Source organism: Streptomyces panaciradicis, assembly GCF_023516615.1.
Classification (GTDB): domain Bacteria; phylum Actinomycetota; class Actinomycetes; order Streptomycetales; family Streptomycetaceae; genus Streptomyces; species Streptomyces panaciradicis.
Map to the genome: position 1 here is coordinate 18,562 of NZ_JAMGBF010000106.1, position 22,916 is coordinate 41,477.

The following is a 22,916-nucleotide window of genomic DNA, read 5'->3' on the forward strand; positions in this document are numbered from 1 at the left end:
GCAGCACAGCGGCCCGCCGCCTGTGGACAAGCCACCTGCGACGGGCCGTTCGTCGGATGCGGAGCGGGAGGTACGGGGTCAGACGGCGGCCTTCTTCAGCCTGCGCCGCTCCCGCTCGGACAGACCGCCCCAGATGCCGAAGCGCTCGTCGTTGGCGAGGGCGTACTCGAGGCACTCGGAGCGCACCTCGCAGGAGAGGCAGACCTTCTTGGCCTCCCGGGTGGAGCCGCCCTTCTCGGGGAAGAAGGACTCGGGGTCGGTCTGGGCGCACAGCGCGCGCTCCTGCCAGCCGAGTTCCTCGTCCGCGTCGTCGACCAGCAGTTGCTGCACCAGCTCGGTCATGTGCGCCCCTCGTCTGTCTTTCGCGTCCCCGTGATGTAGCCGTTACCGTTTTCGGCTGAACGACACGAGTGAAATTACAAGTGTGCTGCTCCGGGCGAGTCAAGCCGAGATCTGCTATTGGGCCCCTTATTCACTCTGCGGAACCAAGGCTATGCGGAAAGTGTTCAAATCGGCATAAACCTTGACATGCAGATGAGGCCCGGGAGGGCCGTGGGCCCCTTGCAGAGCCTTCACGGGAAAGGACGCCCGGATGTTCGATCCCGTTCCACGCGCCCCACGAAGCGAACCGGATCACGTTCGGATCACGAGATCGCAACGAGGCCTGACGCGCGGTTGTGCGCCTTGTGTCCCGGTCCCCCGCTGAACAAACCTTTCATCACCCAGATGGACCGGATGAGGTGAAAGCCGTCCCACATACCGGGTGTCGAGTTGACAGTGAAGGTGTGAACCGCTGTCCTTGTGGGCATGCTCGCGAACTCGGCACTGACCTCGACCCGCACCGCCGGGTCCCACGGTGCTGCCCGCGCTCGCTGTAGCTGTTGCTGTTCCAGCTGTTGAGCCTGTCCGATCGCTCCAGCTGAGAACCGAGTCGCCCCGCGGCTCGGTTTCGTGTTTCTCCCCCGCCGCTCGTTCCCTCTGTCCTTCTTTCACCGAGGAACCACCGCACCCATGAACAGCGACAACGACCTCCAGATCGCCGGCGACATCCTCGAGGTCCAGCACCTGCTCCAGCCGCCGCGCGAGCACCCGGCCACCGTGGCCGAGTTCGTGGGCCTCGCCCGCTCCGTCGCCGCCGACCGCTCCGCGTGGGAGCACCTCGTCCGCTACGACGCGACGACCCGCTGGTACCACCGCCTGCGCACGGGCCCCGGCTACGAGGTGTGGCTGCTGTCCTGGGTGCCGGGCCAGGGCAGCGGACTGCACGACCACGGGCGTTCTTCGGGCGTGCTGACCGTCCTGGAGGGGACGCTGACCGAGCGGACCGAGCGGGGCACGCGCGCGCTGGCGGCCGGTGCGCAGCGCGTGTTCGCCCCCGGCTATGTGCACGAGGTCGTCAACGACACGCTGGAGCCGGCCATAAGCCTGCACATCTACTACCCCGGCCTGACCGACATGCCGATGCACGCGTCCCAGCACTGCGAGGCGCGTCCCGAGCCGGCCGCGCGGACCCGGCCGGTGACTGCCTGACGCGTTGTCGTACCCGCCTGCAACACTGAGAGACATGCGCATCGTGGTTCTGGCAGGCGGCATCGGTGGTGCCCGGTTCCTGCGCGGTCTGAAGAAGGCCGCGCCGGACGCGGACATCACCGTCATCGGCAACACCGGGGACGACATCCACCTCTTCGGGCTGAAGGTCTGCCCGGACCTCGACACGGTGATGTACACGCTCGGCGGCGGCATCAACGAGGAACAGGGCTGGGGGCGTGCCGACGAGACCTTCCATCTGAAGGAGGAGCTCGGGGCGTACGGCGTGGGCCCGGAGTGGTTCGGGCTCGGCGACCGCGACTTCGCCACGCACATCGTGCGGACCCAGATGATCGGCGCCGGATACCCGCTCAGCGCGGTGACCCAGGCGCTGTGCGACCGCTGGCAGCCGGGCGTACGGCTGATCCCGATGACCGACGACCGCGTCGAGACGCATGTGGCCGTGGAGATCGACGGCGAGCGCAAGGCCGTGCACTTCCAGGAGTACTGGGTGCGGCTGCGGGCCTCGGTGCCGGCCGAGGCGGTCGTGCCGGTGGGCGCCGAGCAGGCCAAGCCCGCGCCGGGCGTGCTGGAGGCGATCGCCGAGGCGGACGTCGTGCTGTTCCCGCCGTCCAACCCCGTCGTGTCGGTGGGCACCATCCTCGCGGTGCCCGGCATCCGGGAGGCGATCGCGGAGGCCGGGGTGCCGGTGGTGGGCCTGTCCCCCATCGTCGGCGACGCGCCCGTGCGCGGCATGGCCGACAAGGTGCTCGCGGCCGTCGGAGTGGAGTCGAGTGCCGCCGCGGTGGCCGAGCACTACGGCTCCGGACTGCTCGACGGCTGGCTCGTCGACACCCGGGACGCGGACGCGGTGCAGCGCGTGGAGGCGGCGGGCATCCGCTGCCGAGCGGTGCCCCTGATGATGACCGACCTCGACGCGACCACGCGGATGGCGCAGGAGGCACTGGAGCTGGCCGAGGAGGTGCGGGCGTCGTGAGCGGGGCGTCCGCCGAGGGCTACCGCGTCTGGGCCGTGCCGGGTCTGCCCGAGGTGCAGCGCGGGGACGATCTCGCCAAGCTGATCGCCGACGCCGAGCCGCACCTGGCCGACGGGGACGTGCTGCTGGTCACCTCGAAGATCGTCTCCAAGGCCGAGGGGCGGCTCGTCGCCGCCGACGACCGGGAGGCCGCGATCGACGCCGAGACCGTACGGGTCGTGGCGCGGCGCGGCACGCTGCGGATCGTCGAGAACCGGCAGGGCCTGGTCATGGCCGCGGCCGGCGTCGACGCCTCCAACACCCCCGCGGGCACCGTGCTGCTGCTGCCCGAGGACCCGGACGCCTCCGCCCGCGCGATCCGCGACGGCCTGCGCGACGCCCTCGGCGTGCGCGTGGGCGTCGTCGTCACCGACACCTTCGGGCGGCCTTGGCGCTCGGGCCTCACCGACGTCGCGATCGGCGCCGCCGGGGTGCGGGTGCTCGACGATCTGCGCGGGGGCACCGACGCCCACGGCAATCCGCTGGGCGCGACCGTCGTGGCCACGGCCGACGAACTGGCCGCCGCCGGCGACCTGGTCAAGGGCAAGGCGGCCGGACGGCCGGTCGCCGTCGTGCGCGGGCTGCCGCACGTCGTGGCCGACGAGGACGGGGAGGGGGCGCGGGCCATGGTGCGCGGTGCGCGCGACGACATGTTCCGGCTGGGGACCTCCGAGGCGGTACGGGAGGCGGTGGCCCAACGCCGTACCGTACGGGCGTTCACCGACGAGCCCGTCGACCCCGGGGCCGTGCGGCGGGCGGTCGCGCTGGCGGTCACCGCGCCGGCGCCGCATCACACGACGCCGTGGCGGTTCGTGCTGCTGGAGTCCGAGGAGTCACGGGTCCGGCTGCTGGACGCCATGCGCGAGGCGTGGATCGCCGATCTGCGGCGCGACGGCAAGAGCGAGGAGTCCATCGCCAAGCGGGTGCGGCGCGGCGACGTGCTGCGCAACGCGCCGTATCTGGTCGTGCCGTGTCTGGTGATGGACGGGTCGCACACGTACGGGGACCAGCGGCGGGACGGGGCCGAGCGGGAGATGTTCGTGGTCGCCGCGGGCGCCGGGGTGCAGAACCTCCTGGTCGCGCTCGCCGGGGAACGGCTGGGGTCGGCGTGGGTGTCGTCGACGATGTTCTGCCGGGACGTGGTGCGCGAGGTGCTGGGGCTGCCGGAGGGCTGGGACCCGATGGGGGCGGTGGCGGTCGGACATCCGGCCGAGGAACCGCGGCCTCGGCCGGCCCGGGAGGCGGACGCTTTCATCGAGGTGCGGTGACGGGCGCGTGAGTGCGCCTACCCTCGTGGGGAAACCCAGGGACCTCTAGGACATCTTTCGTGGCAGGACGCTTCTCTCCGCGGCCCACTCGTACGACCGTGCGGGGCGGGCATGTCGCCGTGCCCGCGGGGGTGCCCCGGCAGGCCGAGGCGGGCGGGCGCGTACGGACCGTCGTGCCCGACGGGCCGCTCGACCTCGGGCTGGTGCTGGGGCCGCTGCGGCGCGGGCCCGGCGATCCGACGTTCCGGGCCATGCCCGACGGGTCCGTGTGGCGGGCCACCCTCACGCCCCTCGGGCCCGGCACGCTGCGGGTCTCCGTGGCGGGCGGGGCGGTGCGCGGGGAGGCCTGGGGGCCCGGGGCCGAGTGGCTGCTGGACCGGTTGCCGGAGCTGCTGGGCGGGGCCGACGAGCCGGAGGCGTTCGTGCCGCGGCACCGGGTGGTCGCTTCGGCGTGGCACCGGCGGCGGGGGCTGCGGCTGACGCGGACCGGGCTGGTGCTGGAGTCGTTGATCCCGTCCGTGCTGGAGCAGAAGGTCACGACCGACGAGGCGTATCGCGCGTGGCGGTTGCTGGTGCGGAAGTTCGGGGAGCCGGCGCCCGGGCCGGCGGCCGGGGGGCGGCTGTGGGTGATGCCGGCGCCGCGGACGTGGGCGTTGATCCCGTCGTGGGAGTGGCACCGGGCCGGGGTCGACAACAAGCGGGCGTCGACGATCCTGCGGGCGGTGCGGGTGGCGGGGCGGCTGGAGGAGGCCGTCGGGATGTCGCCGGAGAAGGCGCAGGCGCGGCTGGAGGTCGTGCCGGGGATCGGGCCGTGGACCTCGGCGGAGGTCGTGCAGCGCAGCCATGGGGCCGCGGATGCGGTGACCGTGGGGGATCTGCATCTGCCGGGGATCGTGGGGTGGGCGCTGGCGGGGGATCGGGATGCGGATGACGGGGTCATGCTGAGGCTGTTGGAGCCTTATGCCGGGCAGCGGCATCGGGCCGCTCGGTTGATTCTGCTGAGTGGACGTACGCCGGCTCGGCGAGCGCCGAAGATGCCTCGCGGGGACATCGGGAAGTTGTGAGGGGCGGTTCCGTTTGCGCCGCCCAGGCACCAGGGGGCTCCGCCCCCTGGACCCCCGTCGGCCCTGAACGGGCCTCGTCCTCAAACGCCGGACGGGCTGAAGTGGTGGGCCTGCGCCCAGCAAAGCCGTGGGACAGGCTGAAACGAAGGTGCCCCGGTTACTGGTCCGACGAGAAGCGGAGTGCTCCTGCTGGGATTTGGGCGTTGCACCAGACGCGGGCGCCGTCGCGGAGTTCGTTGTCGGGGCCGATGATCGCGCCGTCGCCGATGACCGTGCCGGTGAGGACGGAGCGTTCGCCGACGCGGGCTCGGGTGCCGATGAGGGAGTCGGTGATGACCGCGCCGGGTTCGATGACGGCGCCGGGCAGGATGGTCGAGCCGAAGACGCGGGCGCCCTCGGCGACGAAGGCGCCCTCGCCCACGACCGTGCCGCCGGTCAGTTTGGCGTCGGGGGCGACCCTGGCCGTGGGAAGGACGAGGCGGTCGCCGCAGCGGCCGGGGACGGCGGGCGACGGGGCGCGGCCGAGGACGAGGTCCGCGGAGCCCCGTACGAAGGCGGCCGGGGTGCCGAGGTCCAGCCAGTAGGTGGAGTCGACCATGCCCTGGAGGTGGGCTCCGGCGGACAGGAGGCCGGGGAACGTCTCTCGTTCCACCGAGACCGGGCGGCCCGCCGGGATCGTGTCGATGACCGAGCGGCGGAAGACGTACGCCCCCGCGTTGATCTGGTCGGTGACGATCTCCTCGGGGGTCTGCGGCTTCTCCAGGAAGGCCAGGACGCGGCCCGTGTCGTCGGTGGGGACCAGGCCGTAGGCGCGCGGGTCGGTGACCTTCGTCAGGTGCAGGGAGACGTCCGCGCCGGAGGTCTCGTGGGTGCGCACCAGGCGGCGGATGTCCAGCCCGGTCAGGATGTCGCCGTTGAAGACCAGCACCGGCTCGTCCGGGCCGGAGTGGAGGCGGGCGGCGACGTTGCGGATCGCGCCGCCCGTGCCCAGGGGCTCCTCCTCGGTGACGTACTCGATGTGCAGGCCCATCGAGGAGCCGTCGCCGAAGTACGGTTCGAAGACCTCGGCCAGGTAGGAGGTGGCGAGGACGATGTGGTCCACTCCCGCCGCTCTGGCTCTCGCCAGTTGGTGCGTGAGGAAGGGGACGCCCGCCGCCCGGACCATGGGCTTCGGCGTGTGCACCGTGAGCGGACGCAGCCGCGTTCCCTTGCCGCCGACCAGGAGGATCGCTTCTGTCACCGTCGTCTCTGCTTCCTGCCGGGACCGGCCGAAATGTCCTTCGGCCGGCCAGTGTATGCAGATCGTCGTGCGACGCCTTCGACGGCTCGGCGGCGTTTCGTGGTTCCGCCCCTCGTCCCCCGACGGCGGTGAATGCGACCCTCTTCTCCCGCCCTACCGGCCCTGGTAACGGGCGGCGGTCGTGCGGGCGGTGCCGAGTTTGCGGTAGAGCTGCCGGCCCGGGCAGTCCGTGGCGAAACCGTCACGATGTCCGGAGATCACATTCAGTCGTACGCTCTTTCCCTTTCGGTAGAGATTGCCACCGCCCGACTTCAGATATGTCTTGCCGCGCGGGTTGGCTCCGTACAGACCGAGTTTCCAGGCCGTGAGCCGGGCGATGGCCTTGAGGGCCGCCGCCGGGGGCTTCGCGGAGCCGAAGCTTCCGAGGACCGCGATCCCCATGCTGTTGGTGTTGAACCCGAGGGTGTGCGCGCCCAGTACGGGCTTGGCGACGCCCCCGGCCCGGCCCTCGTAGATGTTTCCGCACTTGTCGACGAGGAAGTTGTAGCCGATGTCGCGCCAGCCCATGCTCTTGACGTGGTAGCGGTAGATACCGCGGATGACGGAGGCCGCCTGGGAGCAGCGGTACCCGTTGCCGGAGGCGGTGTGGTGCACGAAGGCCGCCTTGACCTTCTTCGTGTAGACGAAGCCCCGGTCGCGCAGGCTCTCGTCGGCGCCCCAGCCGCGGCGCGTGATGATACGGGGGCGCGGGCCGATGAAGGGGTTGGTCCGCTGGACCTCCGTCAACTCGGCGCCCCGCAGGGTGCGTTGTTCGCTTTCCGTCGCGGCCCTGCCGAGCTCCGGGATCTCCGTGGCGCCGAGCGGGGCGAGTTCGGCGTTGGCGGCCGAGGCGGTCAGCGATTCGGCCGACTCGGCGCCGAGGCCGCGGTCCCCAGGGACGTCGGAGGTGTCGGACTCGATGTCGCTCCGGGCGGGCGGGGGCACGGCGCGTGATGCCGTCTGCGGACCGGGGTCCACGAGTTCGAGGCGGAGCCCGGCGGGGAGCGGGGCGAAGGCGGTCGCGGTGCGGGTGCCGCGGGCGGTGTCGTCGGTACGGCGTTCGCCCTCGGCGCGTACGCGGACGTCGACCCCGTCGGAGTCGCCCACCCACAGCGGGGCCGTGGAGCCGCGGACGTGGCCCGAGGTGCGCTCGGCGGCGTCCGGGTCGGCGCCGTCGTCGTTGTGCGTCTGCAGGTCCTGCCAGCCGGACCAGGCGCCGGTGCCGGACGCGCGGGTGCGGACCTGGACGCGGCCGTGCAGCACGGCGTCCGGGTCGTTCCAGACGACGCCGACGAGCGAGAAGGGCCGTACATGGTCGCGGGACAGGCCCTGTTCGGGGACGGCCGGACCGATGGCGCGGTCGCGGGTGAGGGGCGCCAGGGGCAGGGACTGGGTGCTGCCCGGGAGGGCGGCAGGGTGCTGGACGGCCTGGCGGACCGCCGTCGGCGCGGGTCTGGCTCCGCTGTTCGCCGCACTCGGCGACGCCGCGGACGCGGGCGGGGCGAGCGGGAGGACGAGGGCGGCCGCACAGGTGACGCCGATCGAGGAGGCGAGGGAGGAGGCAAGGAATCCACGCATGTCCCTGATGTTGGACATGGTCATATTTGTCTGTCCATTCGGGAGCTGACGGACCGTCGACTCCCGTTCCGCCGAACCGGTGGTGCGGCCGCGCGCCGCGCCGGGTGCCGCCCGCGTACGCTTGCGCGGGTGAACGCCACCGATCGCACCCCCGCCGACCTGCTGTCTTCCGCGCTCGCCGCGGACCCCGGACGCCCTCTGGTGACCTTCTACGACGACGCCACGGGCGAGCGTGTCGAACTGTCCGTGGCCACCTTCGCCAATTGGGTGGCCAAGACCGCGAATCTGCTCCAGGGCGACCTCGCGGCCGCGCCGGGCGACCGGGTCGCCCTGCTGCTGCCGGCGCACTGGCAGACGGCGGTGTGGCTGCTGGCGTGCTCCTCGGTGGGGGTCGTCGCGGACGTGGGCGGGAATCCGGGCGCGGCTGACGTGGTGGTGAGCGGGCCGGACACGCTGGAGGCCGCGCGGGCCTGCCGCGGTGAGCGGGTCGCGCTCGCGCTGCGGCCGCTGGGCGGGCGGTTCCCGCAGACCCCGGAGGGCTTCGTCGACTACGCCGTCGAGGTGCCGAGCCAGGGCGACCGGTTCGCGCCGTTCGCGCCCGTGGACCCGGAGGAGCCCGCGCTGGTCGTGGCCGGGCGGGAGTTCAGCGCGGCCGAGGTCGTGGAGCGGGCCCGGGCGGAGGCGCCGGGGCTGGGGCTCACCGGGCCCGGCTGCCGGATCCTGTCGGGGCTGCCGTACGACACCTGGGACGGGCTGAACGCCGGGCTCTACGGGCCGCTCGCCACCGCGGGCTCCGTGGTGCTGTGCCGGAACCTGGAGCGGCTGGGCGAGGAGGCTCTGGCCAAGCGGGTCGAGAGCGAGCGGGTGAGCACCGTGCGGCGCGCGGACGCCGGCTGACCGCCGGGCAGCGGCCCTTCGTCGCCGCTCGCGCGTTCCCCCAGCTCGCACAGAGCTACGCCGTCACCCGCTCGTGCGGCCCGCCCGTTCCCCCGCGCGCCCAGGGCTACGCCCTCACCCGCCCGTCGCCGCACGCCCGCTCCCCCACGCACCCAGGGTGTCGTCGTCACCCGTTCGGAGCAGCAGGGCCCGCCTCCCCCGCCCCTTCCGGGGCATGGTCGTAGCAGCACTACGTCCTGTACGCCGTGAGGGGTGGGCCGGCTCGTGAGCGACTCCGCAGGCACCCTCGGGCCCGGCGCCGGCGCGTCCGCGACCGGCCGGGGGCTCGCGCGGCGGCGCCGGCGGCGGTGGCTGCGGGGCGGCGGGCTCGGCCTCGCGCTCGTCGTGCTGGGCGCCGCCGGGGCCGGGTGGGCGGTGTACGAGAAGCTGGACGGGAACATCACGGCCGACGACGCGGCCGCCGCCGAGCTGGCGCGGTACGAGAAGGAGCGGCCCACCGCGCTCGTCAAGGACGCGCAGAACATCCTGCTGATCGGGTCGGACTCGCGGTCGGGGAAGGGCAACTCGCGCTACGGACGGGACTCCGGGACCGAGCGGTCGGACACGACGATCCTGCTGCATCTGGCGGCGGGGCGGCGGTCCGTCACCGCCGTGTCCCTCCCGCGGGACCTGATGGTGGACGTGCCCGCCTGCCTGCGGCCCGACGGCACCCGTTCCGAGCCCGCGTTCACGATGTTCAACTCCGCCTTCGAGACCGGCGGTTCGGCCTGCACCGTCCGGACCGTGGAGCAGCTCACGGACATCCGCGTCGACCATCACGTGGTGGTCGACTTCCAGGGCTTCAAGGACATGGTCGACGCCGTCGACGGGGTGCGGGTGTGCCTGGCCGAGCCGATCGACGACAAGGCCGCCGGGCTGCGGCTGCCGGCCGGGCGTGTGACGCTCGACGGGGAGCAGGCCCTGGGCTACGTCCGGGCCCGCAAGTCGCTCGGTGACGGCAGCGACACCGAACGGATGGACCGCCAGCAGCAGTTCCTCGGCGCCCTGGTCGAGAAGGTGCGCGGCGACGACGTCCTGCTGAACCCCGTCAAGCTCTACCCCGTGCTGGACGCGGCCACGTCCTCCCTGACGACCGACCCGGCCCTGGCGAGCCTGCGCGGGCTGTACGACCTCGTGCGCGGACTGCGCGACGTCCCCTCGCAGGATGTGCGGTTCCTCACGGTCCCGCGGGAGCCGTACGCCTACGACGCCAACCGCGACCAACTGGTGGAGCCGGAGGCGCAGAAGCTGTTCGAACGACTGCGCGCGGACCTGCCGGTCCGGGTGGCCGAGGACGGCCCGGCACAGGCCCCGAAGGCACTTCCGCAGGAATCTCCCCCGCAGAGCGGCCGTTCGACCGCCGGGGACGGGGCACCCGAAGGCCCGCACGATTACGTTGCGTACGGAATCCGCGACGGAAAGTCGGGGGGAAATCAGCCCGGGTACCCGTCGAACGGAGTTTCACCCGCCCCCACGTTCCGCGGCAACTCGGCCGCCACGGCCGCCTGCAGGTAAAGCGATCACCAAATCACCGCACTTATGTCCGAGAAAAAGGGCGAATTGCCCCGCCCTTGGGCGTGGAATTTCTCACCGTCGTCACTGGGTGCTGAACAGGGCGGATAGTGTGAGCGGTCCGGTGCATCCCGCCGCGAGGTCCGTCCTGGCGTCGAGCACTGTGAGACCGATACCGAGCGCCTTGAGGGGGGAAGGCGCCGCGCCCCGACGGAGGATTCGGACAATCGTGGACGCGACAGGCCGTGGGCGGGCGGACGACATCGATCCCGCAGACCAGTGGGTGCTCAATCCGAACACCGGTGAATACGAACTGCGACTGAGTCCTTCCGCTCCGCAGTCGGGAGTGCCCGGTCCGCGCCGGGCGGCCCCGCGTTCCGCGGGTGGTGCCGTGCGCGGTCGTACGGCGGCTCCCGAGCGCGCGCCGGACCGGGACGTTCCGCCGCCGCGCCGTCGTCGCGGTGTGCCCGAGGAGCCGTTGCCGGGCCGGCGCGGCCGCCGCCCGGTGAAGAAGGGCAAGGCGAAGAAGGTCCTGCTGTGGACGGGCGGCACGATGGCGTTCGTGCTGGTCGCCGCCGCGGGGGGCGCCTACCTCTACATCAAGCACCTCAACGACAACATCACGTCCGTCTCCGACGACGGCGCGAGCACCGGTGGGTTCAGCAAGGGCAAGGCGATCAACATCCTGCTGATCGGCACCGACAAGCGCACCGGCAAGGGCAACACGAAGTACGGCGACAAGGACAGCGTCGGCCACGCCGACACCACGATCCTGCTGCACGTCTCCAAGGACCGCTCGAACGCGACGGCGCTGAGCATCCCGCGCGACCTGATCACCAACATCCCGGACTGCCCGACCAAGCTGGCCGACGGCACCGAGAAGGTCATCGCCGGCACGGACAACGTCCGCTTCAACACCAGCCTCGGCCAGGACGACCGCACGCCGAGCTGCACCGCGCGCACGGTCACCGAGCTGACCGGGATCACGCCGGACAACTTCATGGTCGCCGACTTCAACGCGGTCAAGACGCTGACCACAGCGGTCGGCGGCGTCGACGTCTGCCTCGGCAAGGACATCAACGACCCCGACTCGCACCTGAACCTGAAGAAGGGCACGCGGCACATCCAGGGCGAGACCGCGCTGGCCTTCGTGCGCACCCGGCACGCGGTCGGCTTCGGCGGCGACCTGAGCCGGATCACCCTGCAGCAGCAGTTCCTCAGCGCCCTGATGCGCAAGCTGAAGTCGAACGACACCCTCACCGACCCCTCGAAGATGATCAAGATCGCCGAGGCGGGCACCAAGGCGCTGACGGTCGACTCCAACCTCGACAGCATCGGCAAGCTGAAGGACCTCGGTCTGGAGCTGGGCAAGCTCAATCCGAAGAACCTGGCGTTCACCACGGTGCCGGTGATCGACAACCCGGCCGAGAAGGTGAAGGCGACCGTCGTGCTGAAGCCGGGCGCGGCCCAGCAGGTCTTCGACGCCATCAAGAACGACGTCTCCTTCACCGCCGTCAAGGCGCAGAAGAAGAAGGAGGCGGCCGCGGTCGCCGCCCGTCTCAAGGGCAGCAAGTCCGCCGCCTCCGAGGTGCGGGTGCGCATCCTCAACGGCGGGGCGGACGCGGGCAGCGCGCAGGCCGAACTCAGCTACCTGCAGAACACCGCGGGCGTGCTGAAGAGCGAGAACGCGGGCAACGCGGAGGCCTCCCAGGCGAAGACCACCCTGGAGTACTCCCCCGACCAGGCCGACCAGGCCCGCCGGCTGGCCGACATCCTCGGTCTGTCCGGCTCGGCGATGAAGCCGGGCAAGAGCGTGACCAACGACCAGGGGCTGCCGACGATGACGCTGACCCTGGGCAAGGACTTCCCGGGGGCGGGGGAGAAGTTCACCGCGTCGTCCAAGGCGCCGGACGTCGACAAGACGACGGCCGACAAGGTTGAGTGCGCCAAGTGACCTGACGGGCCTGTCGTGCGTCTAACAGGACGCATGGCAGGCCCGTTTGACGGCGCAAGGGTGGGGAGGACGGGGAATGACGCAGAGCAGTGTGCGTGGGGAGGGAACGCGACCGGGGGTCCGGCCGGCTTTCGGCGGCCAGGAGGCCACCGAGGGCGCGGACGGCTCGGGCAGATCGGGGACGGGGGCGTTCGAGGCGGGCGGACACCGCAGGGGCGGCCCGCGGCGGGGGCGACGGGTGCTGCGCTGGTCGGCGGTCACGCTGTCGGTACTGATACTCGGCACGGCCGGCGCCGGTTACCTGTACTACGAGCACCTCAACGGCAACATCCACAAGGGCGAGCGCAGCAGCGGCGACGCGAAGGCGCTGAAGTCCAAGGCGAACGCGGCGGGGCAGACCCCGCTGAACATCCTGCTGATCGGCTCCGACAGCCGTAACTCCGACGAGAACGTCAAGCTGGGCGGCGCCAAGTACGACCGCGGCAGCCCGCCGCTCGGCGATGTGCAGATGCTCATCCACCTCTCCGCGGACCGCAGGAGCGCCGCGATGGTGAGCATCCCGCGGGACACCCGCGTCGACATCCCCAAGTGCACCGACCCCAAGACCGCCAAGGTCTACCCGCCGACCAACGGGATCATCAACGAGTCCCTCGCCCGCGGCGGCGCCGGTTGCACCCTCGCCACCTGGGAGAACCTCACCGGGGTCTACATCGACCACTGGATGACGATCGACTTCTCCGGCGTGGTGCGCATGGCCGACGCCATCGGCGGCGTCGACGTGTGCGTCAGGCAGAACGTGTGGGACCACCCGACGGCCGCGGTGCCCGGCGGCTCCGGTCTGAAGCTGACGAAGGGCACCCACAAGGTCGAGGGCAAGCAGGCCCTGCAGTGGCTGCGCACCCGGCACGCCTGGGGCAGCGACCTGATGCGGGCCCGCGCCCAGCACATGTACCTGAACTCGATGATCCGCAAGCTGAAGGGCCAGAACGTCTTCACCGACACCGGCCGGCTGATGGACCTGGCCGAGGCGGCCACCAAGTCGCTGTCGGTGTCCGAGGAGATCGGCACCGTGAAGAAGCTGTACGACCTGGGCACGCAGCTGAAGTCGGTGCCCACCGACCGCATCACCTCGGTGACGATGCCGAACGTCCCCGACCCGCAGAACGCCGACCACGTCGTGCCGAACGGCGCGAGCGCCGACCAGCTGTGGCGGATGCTCCGCGACGACGTGCCCCTCGACGACAAGGGCAAGGCGTCGGGCTCGAAGAAGCCGTCCGCCAAGTCCGAGGCCACGAAGGCCCCTTCGGCGCCGGACGCGCAGATCGGCGTCCTGGTGCAGAACGCGACCCGCAGTTCCACGCTGGGCCCGGTCAGTGGCCGCGCGGGCGTCATCGCCCAGGAACTGGTGGCGAAAGGGTTCAGCAGGGCGTCCAAGGACGCCACGTCGGGCCTGTCCGAGGAAGGCACCGTCGTGCGCTACCCGAGCGCCGACCTGGAGGGAGACGCCCAGCGGGTCGCCAAGTCGCTAGGGATTCCGCTGAGTTCGGTGAAGCGGTCCACGGACGTCTCCGGCGTCACGGTCGTCGTCGGCGCCGACTGGCGTACCGGCACGGCGTATCCGAAGCAGTCCGCGCCCAAGGCGGGTCAACTGCCCGGCGGCACCGACGCCATCAACGGCTCGGACAAGAGCCAGTGCATGGACGTGTACGCGCCCTACCGCTGGTAGGCGGTTCGGTCCGGCGCCGAACCGGTCGGCGTGTCGAGGGCAACCTCTCGGGCCCGTCGTATGTCTCCAGGACGTACGGCGGGCCCGTGCCGTGGGGGACGGCGGGTGCGCCGGCCGGGGTTCACCCGGTGACCCACAGCTGAAACCAAGCTGTCTGCACGATGATGAGGCGCGCTCACGTCCGAGGGCCCGGGGCGCAGGGGTGGGAAAGGACACGGAGTTGGCGCAGAGCGGCGTTCCCGCGGTCGAGGACACGACGTCCCTCGCCGCACACGGTGACGAGAGAGTCCCGCGGCAGCGGCGAGGCGGCGCCGGCGGCCGGCGCGGCGACGGCCCGCGCGGTCACGGCGGCCGGCGCCGGCACCGGATACTGCGCTGGTCGGCGGCGGTCCTGGCGGTGGTGATCGTCGGCACGGCGGGCGCCGGCTACCTCTACTACCGGCACCTGAACGACAACCTCCGCAAGGACGACCTCAACATCGGGGACAAGAAGGACCGGGCGGCCGCGCCCAAGGCCAACGCCGCCGGGCAGACCCCGCTGAACATCCTGCTGATCGGCTCCGACGCCCGCGACTCCAAGGAGAACCAGAAGCTCGGCGGCGCGAAGGACACCTACGGCACCGCCCCGCGCGCGGACGTGCAGATGCTGCTGCACGTCTCCGCGGACCGCACCAACATGTCGGTCGTGAGCATGCCCCGCGACACCCTGCTCGCCATCCCCGAGTGCACGGACCCGGACACCGGCAGGACGTACGCCGCTTCCACCTCGGCGATGACCAACGCCTCCCTGGAACGCGGCGGCCCCGGCTGCACGGTGGCCACCTGGGAGAAGCTCACCGACATCCACATCGACCACTTCGTGATGGTCGACTTCGCGGGCGTGGTCTCCATGGCGGACGCCGTCGGCGGCGTCCCGGTCTGCGTGGACGCCGCCGTCTACTCGCACACCTCCTCCGGCCACGGCTCGGGCCTGAAGCTGAGGGAGGGCACGACGTCCGTCCAGGGCAAGCAGGCCCTGCAGTGGCTGCGCACCCGCTACGGCTTCGAGGACGGCAGCGACATCGCACGCACCAAGGCCCAGCACATGTACATGAACTCGATGGTCCGTCAGCTGCGTGCCAACGCCACGCTCAGCAACCCCGGCAAGCTGCGCGCGCTCGCCGAGACGGCCACCGAGGCGCTGACGGTGGACGACGGCCTCGGGAGCGTGGCCAAGCTCTACGACCTGAGCAAGGAGCTGAAGAAGGTCCCCACCGAGCGCATCACCATGACGACGATGCCCTGGGTGTACTCCTCCGACGGCAACCGGGTGCTGCCCAGGCCCACCGACGCGGCGAAGCTGTTCCGGCTGGTGCGCGAGGACATCGCGCTGGACGGCAAGGACAAGAAGAAGGCCACGCCGGCCACGGCGACGCCCGAGCCGGCCGACACCGACGACAGGATCGCCGTACAGGTGCAGAACGGCACGCGCACCAGCACCCTCGCCCCGGTCGGCGGACGGGCGAGCGCGATCGCCGCGCTCCTCGTCGACAAGGGATTCGAGAAGGCCACGGCGGACTCCTCGACGCTGCCCGTCCGCGACGAGACGGTGATCCGCTACCCCGATGCCGACCTGGAGGGCGACGCCCGGCGGGTCGCCAAGGTGCTCGGCATCCCGGCCGGCCAGGTGAAGAGGTCCACGGACGTCGACGGCGTCACCCTGGTCGTCGGCGCCGACTGGCGCTCCGGTACGAAGTACACCTCGGCGGACTCCGACGACACGACGCCGAAGTCGGCGAGCGCCCTCAACGGCGCGGACACCAAGGCGTGCATGCACGTCGACCCGGACTACACCTGGTAGTCCGGGCCGGGGAGGGGGCTGACGGGTGCTCAGTCGACGGTGACCACCGCGGGCCGCCGCGACGCGATGACCTTCCTGGCCAGCGACTTCGGGCTGGTCAGGAAGCCCCAGCCCCAGGACATGTGCATGGTGGCGAGGGCGACCGGGATCTGCAGCCGGGCCTTCAGGGGCAGCCCCTTGCCCGCCGGGATCGACCCGAGGACGATCGCCGCGAGGTAGCCGCCGGGCACCACGAAGCCCCACGGCGTCACCAGGGCGCCCACCAGGACGCCCGCCGCTATCGCGAGGACCGCCGTCGGCGGGGCCAGGTAGCGCAGGTTGATGGAGCCCTCGTGGTAGCGGGCGACGACGTGCCGCCAACGGCCGTAGTCCTTGTACTGCTTGGCGAGCGCCTTCACGCTCGGCCGTGGCCGGTACGACACCCGCAGCTCCGGCGAGAACCAGATCAGCCCGCCGGCCTCGCGGATGCGGAAGTTCAGCTCCCAGTCCTGGGCGCGGATGAACTCCTCGTTGTACCCGCCCTGCCGCTCCAGCGCCTCGCGCCGGAAGACGCCGAGGTAGACCGTCTCGGCCTGCTGCGCCTCGCCGCCGGTGTGGAAGGCCGCGTTGCCGACGCCGATCTTCGAGGTCATCGCGGCGGCGACGGCGTGCTCCCAGTCGTTCTCGCCCTCGGCGTGCATGATGCCGCCGACGTTCTGCGCGCCGGTCTCCTGCAACAGCCGTACGGCGGTGGCGATGTAGTCCGGCGAGAGCATGCCGTGGCCGTCGACACGGACCACGATCGGGTGCCGGGAGGCCTTGATCGCCGCGTTGAGGGCGGCGGGGGTGCGGCCGGTGGGATTGGGGACGGTGTGGACGCGCGGGTCCTCCCGTACGAGCTCGGCGGCGATCTCGTCCGTGCGGTCCTTGGACGGACCGAGGGCGATCACGACCTCCATCTCGCCGGCGTACTCCTGCGCGAGGATCGCTTGGACGGCTCCGCGCAGATGCCGTTCCTCGTCGAGGACGGGCATGATCACAGATACGGCGGGGAGCTGCACGTCGGAATTGGCGTTCATCGGTGCTCACGTTACCGCGAACGGGGGACAGCTCCGCGCCCCGCCGGGGCGGCGGACCGGGCCGCAGATCGTATCGGCCTACGGTGCTCACGATCCCACGTACGGCCGTAGCCCGGAGGTGTCCCCCATGCCCACGCAGCCCCGGTCCGCCGCCCCCGCCCGCCCGCAGCGCCGCACCCAGCCACCCCGCACCCCGCAGCAGCGCGGCGGCGGCGCGCCACGGCCCCCCGTGCGCCGCAAGAAGCCGCGCTGGGCCATGCGGGCGGTGACGACCCTGTCCGTCGTCGTGCTCGCCTCGGCCGGGATCGGGCACGCGGTGGTCACCAGCCTCGACGCGGACATCGCCCGCGTGGACCCCTTCAAGGACATGAAGAACCGCCCCCGGGCCGGCCACGGCATGAACGTCCTGCTGGTCGGCACGGACGGCCGCGACAAGATCACCGGGCAGGAGCGCCGCCAGTACCACCTCGGCGGAGCGCCCTGTCACTGCACCGACACGATGATGATCGTGCACATCTCGGAGGACCGGGAACGGGCGAGCGTGGTGAGCCTGCCGCGCGACTCCTACACGCAGGTCCCGAACGCCGACGGCAAGGGCACCCACCCGATCAAGCTGAACGCGGCGTACGCGGAGGGCGGCCCCCGCCTCACCGTGCGGACCGTCGAGGACATGACCCACGTGAAGATCGACCACTACCTGGAGGTCGACTTCACCAGCTTCATGAAGACGGTGGACGTGCTGGGCGGGGTGAGGATCTGCACCTCCGCACCCCTGAAGGACTCCTACACCGGCCTCGACCTGCCCGCCGGCACCCACACCCTGATGGGCGGTCAGGCCCTGCAGTACGTCCGCGCCCGGCACGTCGACGGCGCCTCCGACCTGGGCCGGATGAAGCGCCAGCAGCGCTTCCTGGCCGCCCTGGTGGAACGGGCCACGTCCTCCGGGATCCTGCTGAACCCGATGAAGTTCCGGGACGTGACCCGGGCCGTGCTGGGCTCGGTGAGGGCGGACAAGGGCTTCGGCACGGACGAACTCCTCGACCTCGGCCGCGCGATGCGCGACTTCTCCCCCTCCTCCTCGGAGTTCACCACGGTCCCCATCGGGCAGATGGGATACGCCGTCAAGGGCGTCGGCTCGACCCTGAAGTGGGACACCGCCAAGGCCGACGCCCTGTTCGCCGACCTCCGTGACGACAAGCCCCTGACCGTGCGCCGCGCCGGCGCCCCGAAGACCGCCCGCGTCGAGGTCGCCCCGCAGCAGATCCGCGTCCAGGTCGAGAACGGCACCGCCACCGAGGGCCTCGGCCGGCGCGTGGACGCCGCGCTGGCCGCCGCCGGGTTCGGCACGACCCACGCGCCCGCGAACGCGGCCGACCGCAGGACCGCACGGACCGTCGTCGTCTACGACCCCCGCTGGGACCGCTCGGCCAGGTCGCTGGCGGCCGCGCTGCCCGGCAGCGACCTGCGGGCCGTCAAGGGACTGGGGCCGACGCTGAAGGTGATCGCCGGGGCCGACTTCAAGGGCGTGCAGAAGGTGCGGGCCGAGGACGCGACCCAGGGCCGCTTCGAGGCCGTGACCGGGGACCAGGTGGTGTGCTCGTAGCCGGGCTCGGACCTCGGCTCAGTCGTCCAGGCCCTCCGCCGCCCGCTTCTCCCGCAGTTCCATGATCGCCCGGCGGCGGGCCAGCCGGTGCGTGCGCCGGATCTGGGCCTCCTGGTAGCGGCGCCTGTCCTTCTCGGTCTCCGGGAGGACCTGCGGGACCCGGCGGGGCTTGCCGTCGGCGTCGACGGCGGCGAAGACGAGGTAGGCGGAGCCGACCTGGGTGGGCGGGGTGGACTCGTTCCACCGCTCGGCCAGGACGCGCACACCGACCTCCATGGAGGTCCGGCCGGTCCAGTTGACCTGCGCCTTGACGTGCACCAGGTCGCCGACGCGGACCGGCTCCAGGAACGCCATCTCGTCCATGGACGCGGTGACCGCGGGCCCGCCGCTGTGCCGGCCGGCCACGGCGCCCGCCGCGTCGTCGACGAGCTTCATGATCACACCGCCGTGCACCGTGCCCAGCAGGTTGGTGTCGTTGTGGGTCATGATGTGGCTGAGCGTGGTCCGGGACGCCGAGGTGGGCTTGCCCGGGATGCCCGGGGTGTCCGATTCCGTGGCCGTGGCCTGGTCTGTCATGGCGTCCACCTTATGCCGACGTGTCATTCGCGGACTTTGTGTTGGGTTCGCAACAGCAGTGCCCTGATTTTTCGACGACCCTTGTAAAGGGCATGCCCGCTGCCTGCACACTGGGGCCCATGAACGAGTGGCCCGAGGCATGGTCCGACGACAACCGCGACAACCGGTACGGACGCGGCAGCGCCAGCGCACAGCCCGAGAGCGCGCGCGTGATGCGGCAGGTCCGCCGGCCCGCCCCGGGCGCGTACGGGGGCTCCGGCCCGTCCGCGCCGCCGTACGGCGGCGCGGTGCCCCAGCAGCCGTCGTACGTCGACGGCCAGGGCCACGGCGGCTACGCGGGAGGCCCCGCCGACGACTACGACGGCTACAACACCGGGCAGGTGTACGGCGGTGGCGGCCACGGCGGTGCCGGCGGCCCGGGCGGGGGCCGGCCGCGGCCGAACTGGCGGCGCCGCATCAAGTGGACGGCGATCACCGTCGTGACCGTGCTGGTCGTGACGTCCGTGGCCACCTACTTCTGGGCCGACTCCAAGCTGCACCGGGACGTCGACCTGTCCAAGGTCATCGACAGACCGTCCGCGGGCGACGGCACGAACTACCTGATCGTCGGCTCCGACAGCCGCGCCGGGATGTCCTCCGAGGAGAAGAAGAAGCTCCACACGGGCTCGGCCGAGGGCAAGCGCACGGACTCGATGATGATCCTGCACGTCGGCTCCAGCGGCGACACGCTGATCTCCCTGCCGCGCGACTCGAACGTGACGATCCCCTCGTACAAGGGGTCGACCTCCGGCAAGACCTACCCGAACACCGGCCGGCAGACGAAGCTGAACGCGGCCTACGCGGAGGACGGGCCGACGCTGCTGGTCCGCACGATCGAGTACAACATGGGCCTGCACATCGACCACTACGTGGAGATCGGCTTCGCCGGCTTCGCGAAGATCGTGGACGCGGTGGGCGGCGTGACGATCGACATCGACAAGGGCTTCAAGGACAAGTACTCGGGCGCCGACTTCAAGGCGGGCAAGCAGACGCTGAACGGCGAGCAGGCCCTCGCCTTCGTCCGCACCAGGCACGCCTTCGCCGCCTCCGACCTGCAGCGCACCAAGAACCAGCAGAAGTTCCTGTCGGCCCTGGCGCACCAGGTGGCGACCCCGTCGACGGTCCTCAACCCCTTCACGTTCTACCCGACGATGGGCGCGGGCCTGGACTCGCTCACCGTCGACAAGGACATGAGCCTGTGGGACCTGGCGTCCATGTTCTGGGCGATGAAGGGCGTCAGCGGCGGTGACGGCACGTCGATGAACATGCCGATCTCCGGCTCCACCAACGGCAACCTGGTCTGGGACAAGGCGAAGGTGAAGACGCTGGTGAACGAGTTGAACAACGACGAGAAGGTCACGGTGTCGGGTGACTGACGGCAACAACGGCAGACCGCCCTTCGGGGCGGTTCTGTGCGATGTGGACAACGTGGTCCGCTCCTTCGACTCCTCGCGCCTGCAGGCCCTGGAGCGGGCCGCGGGGATCGCCGAGGGGTCCACCAAGAAGGTGGCGTTCGCGCCGGAGACGGTCTCACCGCTGCTGCTGGGCGAGATCACCTCGCAGGAGTGGGCGGAGTCGATCGCGGCGGGCCTGGCCGGGCTGGTGCCCGACTCCGATCCGCAGACGGCGTACGAACTGGCCCTGGCCCTGCTGGAGTCGCCCTTCCACGCCGACGACGAGGTGGTGGCGCTGCTGCGCCGGGCCCGGATCCGGGTGCCGGTCGTCCTCGTCTCCAACGCGGCCCTGGAGCTGGAGGCCGACCTCGACTCCCTGGGCCTGGGCGACCTCGCCGACCACGTCGTCAACAGCGCGCGGGTGGGCCTGGCGAAGCCGGACCCGCGCATCTACCGCCTGGCGGCGGACCTCGCGGGCGTGCACCCCGAGCGCTGCCTGTTCGTCGACGACAGCGAGGAGAACGTCGGCGCCGCGGCCGCCCTGGGCATGAACGCGGTGCACTACCGCGACCCGGCGGACCTGGAGCGGGCGCTGGAGCCCCTGTTCGCCTGACGCGGCGGGGGCACCCGTGGGCGGGTGCCCCCTCTCACGCCGCGGTGAGCGTCACATCGTGGCGCCCGCCATGGTGCGGCACATCTGCGCGCAGCGGCGACACGCCTCGGCACAGCGCATCATCTGCGGGTCGTCCGGCATGGACATACACGCCTCGGCGCACATGTCGCAGGCCTTGGCGCACATCGCGCACATCTCGGCCGACATGGGCGAGCGGCGCATCATCATGTCCGCGCACATGCGGGTCATCTCGGAACAGTCGATGAGCGCGCGCATGATCTGCATCTGGGCCTGACCGCCCATCTGCATGCAGGAGCTCATGGTCTCCTCGCACATGCTGTGGCACGACATGCACGCCTCGACGCAGTCCTGCATCTCCTTGGACATGGCGGCGGCGGGTCCGGTCTGGGTCATGGCTCCTCCTGGGAGGGAGAGGGGCCCGGGGCGGGCCCCGTGTGGTGTCCGTCCTACGCCCGCCGGGCGCGACGCGCCATCGGGCGGACGCGAACAATCCGCCACGAATTGCCCCACCACAGGGACGACGAAAGCCCCCGGACTCGCTCCGGGGGCTTCGGTGCCGCTACGCCGATCGGCGAAAGCCGTCGGGCACCGGCCGTCGGCCGTTACGGCAGGTTGCGCGCCATGACGATGCGCTGGACCTGGTTGGTGCCCTCGTAGATCTGGGTGATCTTGGCGTCGCGCATCATGCGCTCGACCGGGTAGTCGCGGGTGTAGCCGTAGCCGCCGAGGAGCTGGACGGCGTCGGTGGTGACCTCCATCGCGACGTCCGAGGCGAAGCACTTGGCGGCCGCGCCCTGGAAGGTGAGGTCGGCGTCGCCGCGCTCGGAGGCCGCCGCGGCCTGGTAGGTGAGGGCGCGGGCGGCGGCGATCTTCATCGCCATGTCGGCGAGCATGAACTGGATGCCCTGGAAGTCGGCGATCGGCTTGCCGAACTGCTTGCGCTCCTGGACGTAGCCCTTGGCGTAGTCGAGGGCGCCCTGGGCGACGCCGAGGGCCTGGGCGGCGATGGTGATGCGGGTGTGGTCGAGGGTCTTCATCGCCGTGGCGAAGCCGGTGCCCTCCTCGCCGATCATGCGGTCGGCGGGGATGCGGACGTTGTCGAAGTAGACCTCGCGGGTCGGGGAGCCCTTGATGCCGAGCTTCTTCTCCGGGGCGCCGAAGGAGACGCCCTCGTCCGAGCGCTCGACGACGAAGGCGGAGATGCCCTTGGAGCGCTTGGCCGGGTCGGTGACCGCCATGACCGTGTAGTACTCGGAGACGCCCGCGTTGGTGATCCAGCGCTTCACGCCGTTGAGGACGAAGTGGTCGCCGTCGCGGACGGCCTTGGTCGTCATGCCGGCCGCGTCCGAGCCGGCCTCGGGCTCGGAGAGGCAGTACGAGAACATCGCGTCGCCCTTGGCGAGCGGGCCCAGGTACTTCTTCTTCAGCTCCTCGGAGCCGGAGAGGATCACCGGCAGGGAGCCGAGCTTGTTGACGGCCGGGATGAGGGAGGAGGAGACGCAGACGCGGGCCACCTCCTCGATCACGATGACCGTCGCGAGGGCGTCGGCGCCCGCGCCGCCGTACTCCTCGGGGACGTGCACGGCGGCCAGCTCGTTGGCGACGAGCGCCTCCAGGGCCTCCTGCGGGAAGCGGGCCTCCTCGTCCACGGCCGCGGCGTACGGTGCGATCTTCGCCTCGGCCAGGGAGCGGACGGCGTCGCGGAGCATGTCGTGCTCCTCGGACGGGCGGTACAGGTCGAAGTCAGCCGATCCGGCCAAGGTCTCTCACGCTCCAAAACGCTGCGATTGCCGACGCTAATTACCGTTAAGTAACTCAAATTTTAGAGGGCGGCTCACCGGACTGATACGTGAGCTTGGCGACAGCGGGAAAACTGCCCGGCGATCAGCCCG

At 71.4% G+C, this 22,916-nt stretch carries 19 protein-coding genes; 12 read left to right on the top strand and 7 right to left on the bottom strand.

Going from position 1 to position 22,916, the window contains the following annotated elements; all coding sequences use genetic code 11:
• Positions 1 to 78: 78 nt before the first annotated feature.
• Entirely contained in the window at positions 79 to 342 is a 264-nt protein-coding gene (locus M8J74_RS30040) for a WhiB family transcriptional regulator (RefSeq protein WP_003990679.1), read from the bottom strand.
• Positions 343 to 1,011: 669 nt separating this feature from the next.
• On the opposite strand from M8J74_RS30040, the gene M8J74_RS30045 reads away from it, so the two are divergent.
• Genes M8J74_RS30045 through M8J74_RS30060 form a run of 4 tightly spaced genes read left to right on the top strand, consistent with a single transcriptional unit; the run spans position 1,012 to position 4,895 of the window.
• Positions 1,012 to 1,530: a cysteine dioxygenase gene (locus M8J74_RS30045; protein ID WP_249839455.1), complete on the top strand. Its 519-nt coding sequence runs from the start codon at positions 1,012 to 1,014 to the stop codon at positions 1,528 to 1,530.
• A gap of 34 nt (positions 1,531 to 1,564) precedes the next feature.
• Positions 1,565 to 2,524 (top strand): 2-phospho-L-lactate transferase, encoded by a 960-nt coding sequence (gene cofD, locus M8J74_RS30050; RefSeq protein WP_249839456.1) that lies wholly within the window; start codon positions 1,565 to 1,567, stop codon positions 2,522 to 2,524.
• The gene (locus M8J74_RS30055) at positions 2,521 to 3,831 is read left to right on the top strand and encodes a coenzyme F420-0:L-glutamate ligase (protein WP_249839457.1); all 1,311 of its coding nucleotides are present in this window, start codon (positions 2,521 to 2,523) and stop codon (positions 3,829 to 3,831) included. The genes cofD and M8J74_RS30055 overlap by 4 nt, the downstream gene beginning before the upstream one ends.
• A 59-nt stretch (positions 3,832 to 3,890) precedes the next feature.
• Positions 3,891 to 4,895, top strand: a complete 1,005-nt coding sequence (locus M8J74_RS30060; protein ID WP_249839458.1) for a DNA-3-methyladenine glycosylase family protein — start codon at positions 3,891 to 3,893, stop codon at positions 4,893 to 4,895.
• 157 nt (positions 4,896 to 5,052) lie between these two features.
• Here M8J74_RS30060 and manB read toward each other — a convergent pair whose 3' ends face one another.
• The gene (gene manB, locus M8J74_RS30065) at positions 5,053 to 6,135 is read right to left on the bottom strand and encodes a mannose-1-phosphate guanylyltransferase (protein WP_249839459.1); all 1,083 of its coding nucleotides are present in this window, start codon (positions 6,133 to 6,135) and stop codon (positions 5,053 to 5,055) included.
• Between the two features lie 153 nt (positions 6,136 to 6,288).
• Positions 6,289 to 7,770 carry a peptidoglycan recognition protein family protein gene (locus tag M8J74_RS30070; RefSeq protein WP_372500316.1) on the bottom strand — a complete coding sequence of 494 codons (1,482 nt, stop codon included), beginning with the start codon at positions 7,768 to 7,770 and terminating at the stop codon, positions 6,289 to 6,291.
• Positions 7,771 to 7,881: 111 nt separating this feature from the next.
• Here M8J74_RS30070 and M8J74_RS30075 point away from each other — a divergent pair, with 111 nt between their 5' ends.
• The 5 genes from M8J74_RS30075 (at position 7,882) to M8J74_RS30095 (ending at position 15,720) form a co-directional block, all read left to right on the top strand.
• Positions 7,882 to 8,649 (top strand): TIGR03089 family protein, encoded by a 768-nt coding sequence (locus M8J74_RS30075; protein WP_249839461.1) that lies wholly within the window; start codon positions 7,882 to 7,884, stop codon positions 8,647 to 8,649.
• 264 nt (positions 8,650 to 8,913) lie between these two features.
• The gene (locus tag M8J74_RS30080) at positions 8,914 to 10,203 is read left to right on the top strand and encodes an LCP family protein (RefSeq protein ID WP_249839462.1); all 1,290 of its coding nucleotides are present in this window, start codon (positions 8,914 to 8,916) and stop codon (positions 10,201 to 10,203) included.
• Positions 10,204 to 10,429: 226 nt separating this feature from the next.
• A complete protein-coding gene (locus M8J74_RS30085; protein WP_249839463.1) occupies positions 10,430 to 12,154 on the top strand; it encodes an LCP family protein in 1,725 nt (574 codons plus the stop codon).
• 76 nt (positions 12,155 to 12,230) lie between these two features.
• Complete coding sequence (locus M8J74_RS30090; protein WP_249839464.1) at positions 12,231 to 13,880, top strand: LCP family protein; 1,650 nt, start codon at positions 12,231 to 12,233, stop codon at positions 13,878 to 13,880.
• Positions 13,881 to 14,082: 202 nt separating this feature from the next.
• Positions 14,083 to 15,720 (top strand): LCP family protein, encoded by a 1,638-nt coding sequence (locus tag M8J74_RS30095; protein ID WP_249839465.1) that lies wholly within the window; start codon positions 14,083 to 14,085, stop codon positions 15,718 to 15,720.
• A 29-nt stretch (positions 15,721 to 15,749) separates the two neighbouring features.
• Here M8J74_RS30095 and M8J74_RS30100 read toward each other — a convergent pair whose 3' ends face one another.
• Positions 15,750 to 16,778: a glycosyltransferase family 2 protein gene (locus M8J74_RS30100; RefSeq protein ID WP_249839466.1), complete on the bottom strand. Its 1,029-nt coding sequence runs from the start codon at positions 16,776 to 16,778 to the stop codon at positions 15,750 to 15,752.
• Positions 16,779 to 16,905: 127 nt separating this feature from the next.
• On the opposite strand from M8J74_RS30100, the gene M8J74_RS30105 reads away from it, so the two are divergent.
• Positions 16,906 to 18,381 (top strand): LCP family protein, encoded by a 1,476-nt coding sequence (locus tag M8J74_RS30105; protein WP_249839467.1) that lies wholly within the window; start codon positions 16,906 to 16,908, stop codon positions 18,379 to 18,381.
• Between the two features lie 18 nt (positions 18,382 to 18,399).
• Here M8J74_RS30105 and M8J74_RS30110 read toward each other — a convergent pair whose 3' ends face one another.
• The gene (locus tag M8J74_RS30110; protein WP_249839468.1) at positions 18,400 to 18,957 is read right to left on the bottom strand and encodes an acyl-CoA thioesterase; all 558 of its coding nucleotides are present in this window, start codon (positions 18,955 to 18,957) and stop codon (positions 18,400 to 18,402) included.
• Between the two features lie 119 nt (positions 18,958 to 19,076).
• On the opposite strand from M8J74_RS30110, the gene M8J74_RS30115 reads away from it, so the two are divergent.
• Positions 19,077 to 20,372, top strand: coding sequence for an LCP family protein (locus M8J74_RS30115; RefSeq protein ID WP_249839469.1), 1,296 nt, complete (start codon positions 19,077 to 19,079; stop codon positions 20,370 to 20,372).
• Entirely contained in the window at positions 20,365 to 21,003 is a 639-nt protein-coding gene (locus M8J74_RS30120) for an HAD family hydrolase (RefSeq protein ID WP_058924940.1), read from the top strand. Before M8J74_RS30115 ends, M8J74_RS30120 begins: the two co-directional genes overlap by 8 nt.
• Positions 21,004 to 21,054: 51 nt before the next feature.
• On the opposite strand, the gene M8J74_RS30125 is transcribed toward M8J74_RS30120, so the two are convergent.
• Together M8J74_RS30125 and M8J74_RS30130 are read right to left on the bottom strand one after the other, a co-directional pair.
• Positions 21,055 to 21,417, bottom strand: a complete 363-nt coding sequence (locus tag M8J74_RS30125) for a four-helix bundle copper-binding protein (RefSeq protein ID WP_142152360.1) — start codon at positions 21,415 to 21,417, stop codon at positions 21,055 to 21,057.
• Positions 21,418 to 21,626: 209 nt separating this feature from the next.
• Positions 21,627 to 22,784, bottom strand: coding sequence for an acyl-CoA dehydrogenase (locus tag M8J74_RS30130; RefSeq protein ID WP_107416142.1), 1,158 nt, complete (start codon positions 22,782 to 22,784; stop codon positions 21,627 to 21,629).
• Between the last annotated feature and the right edge of the window lie 132 nt (positions 22,785 to 22,916).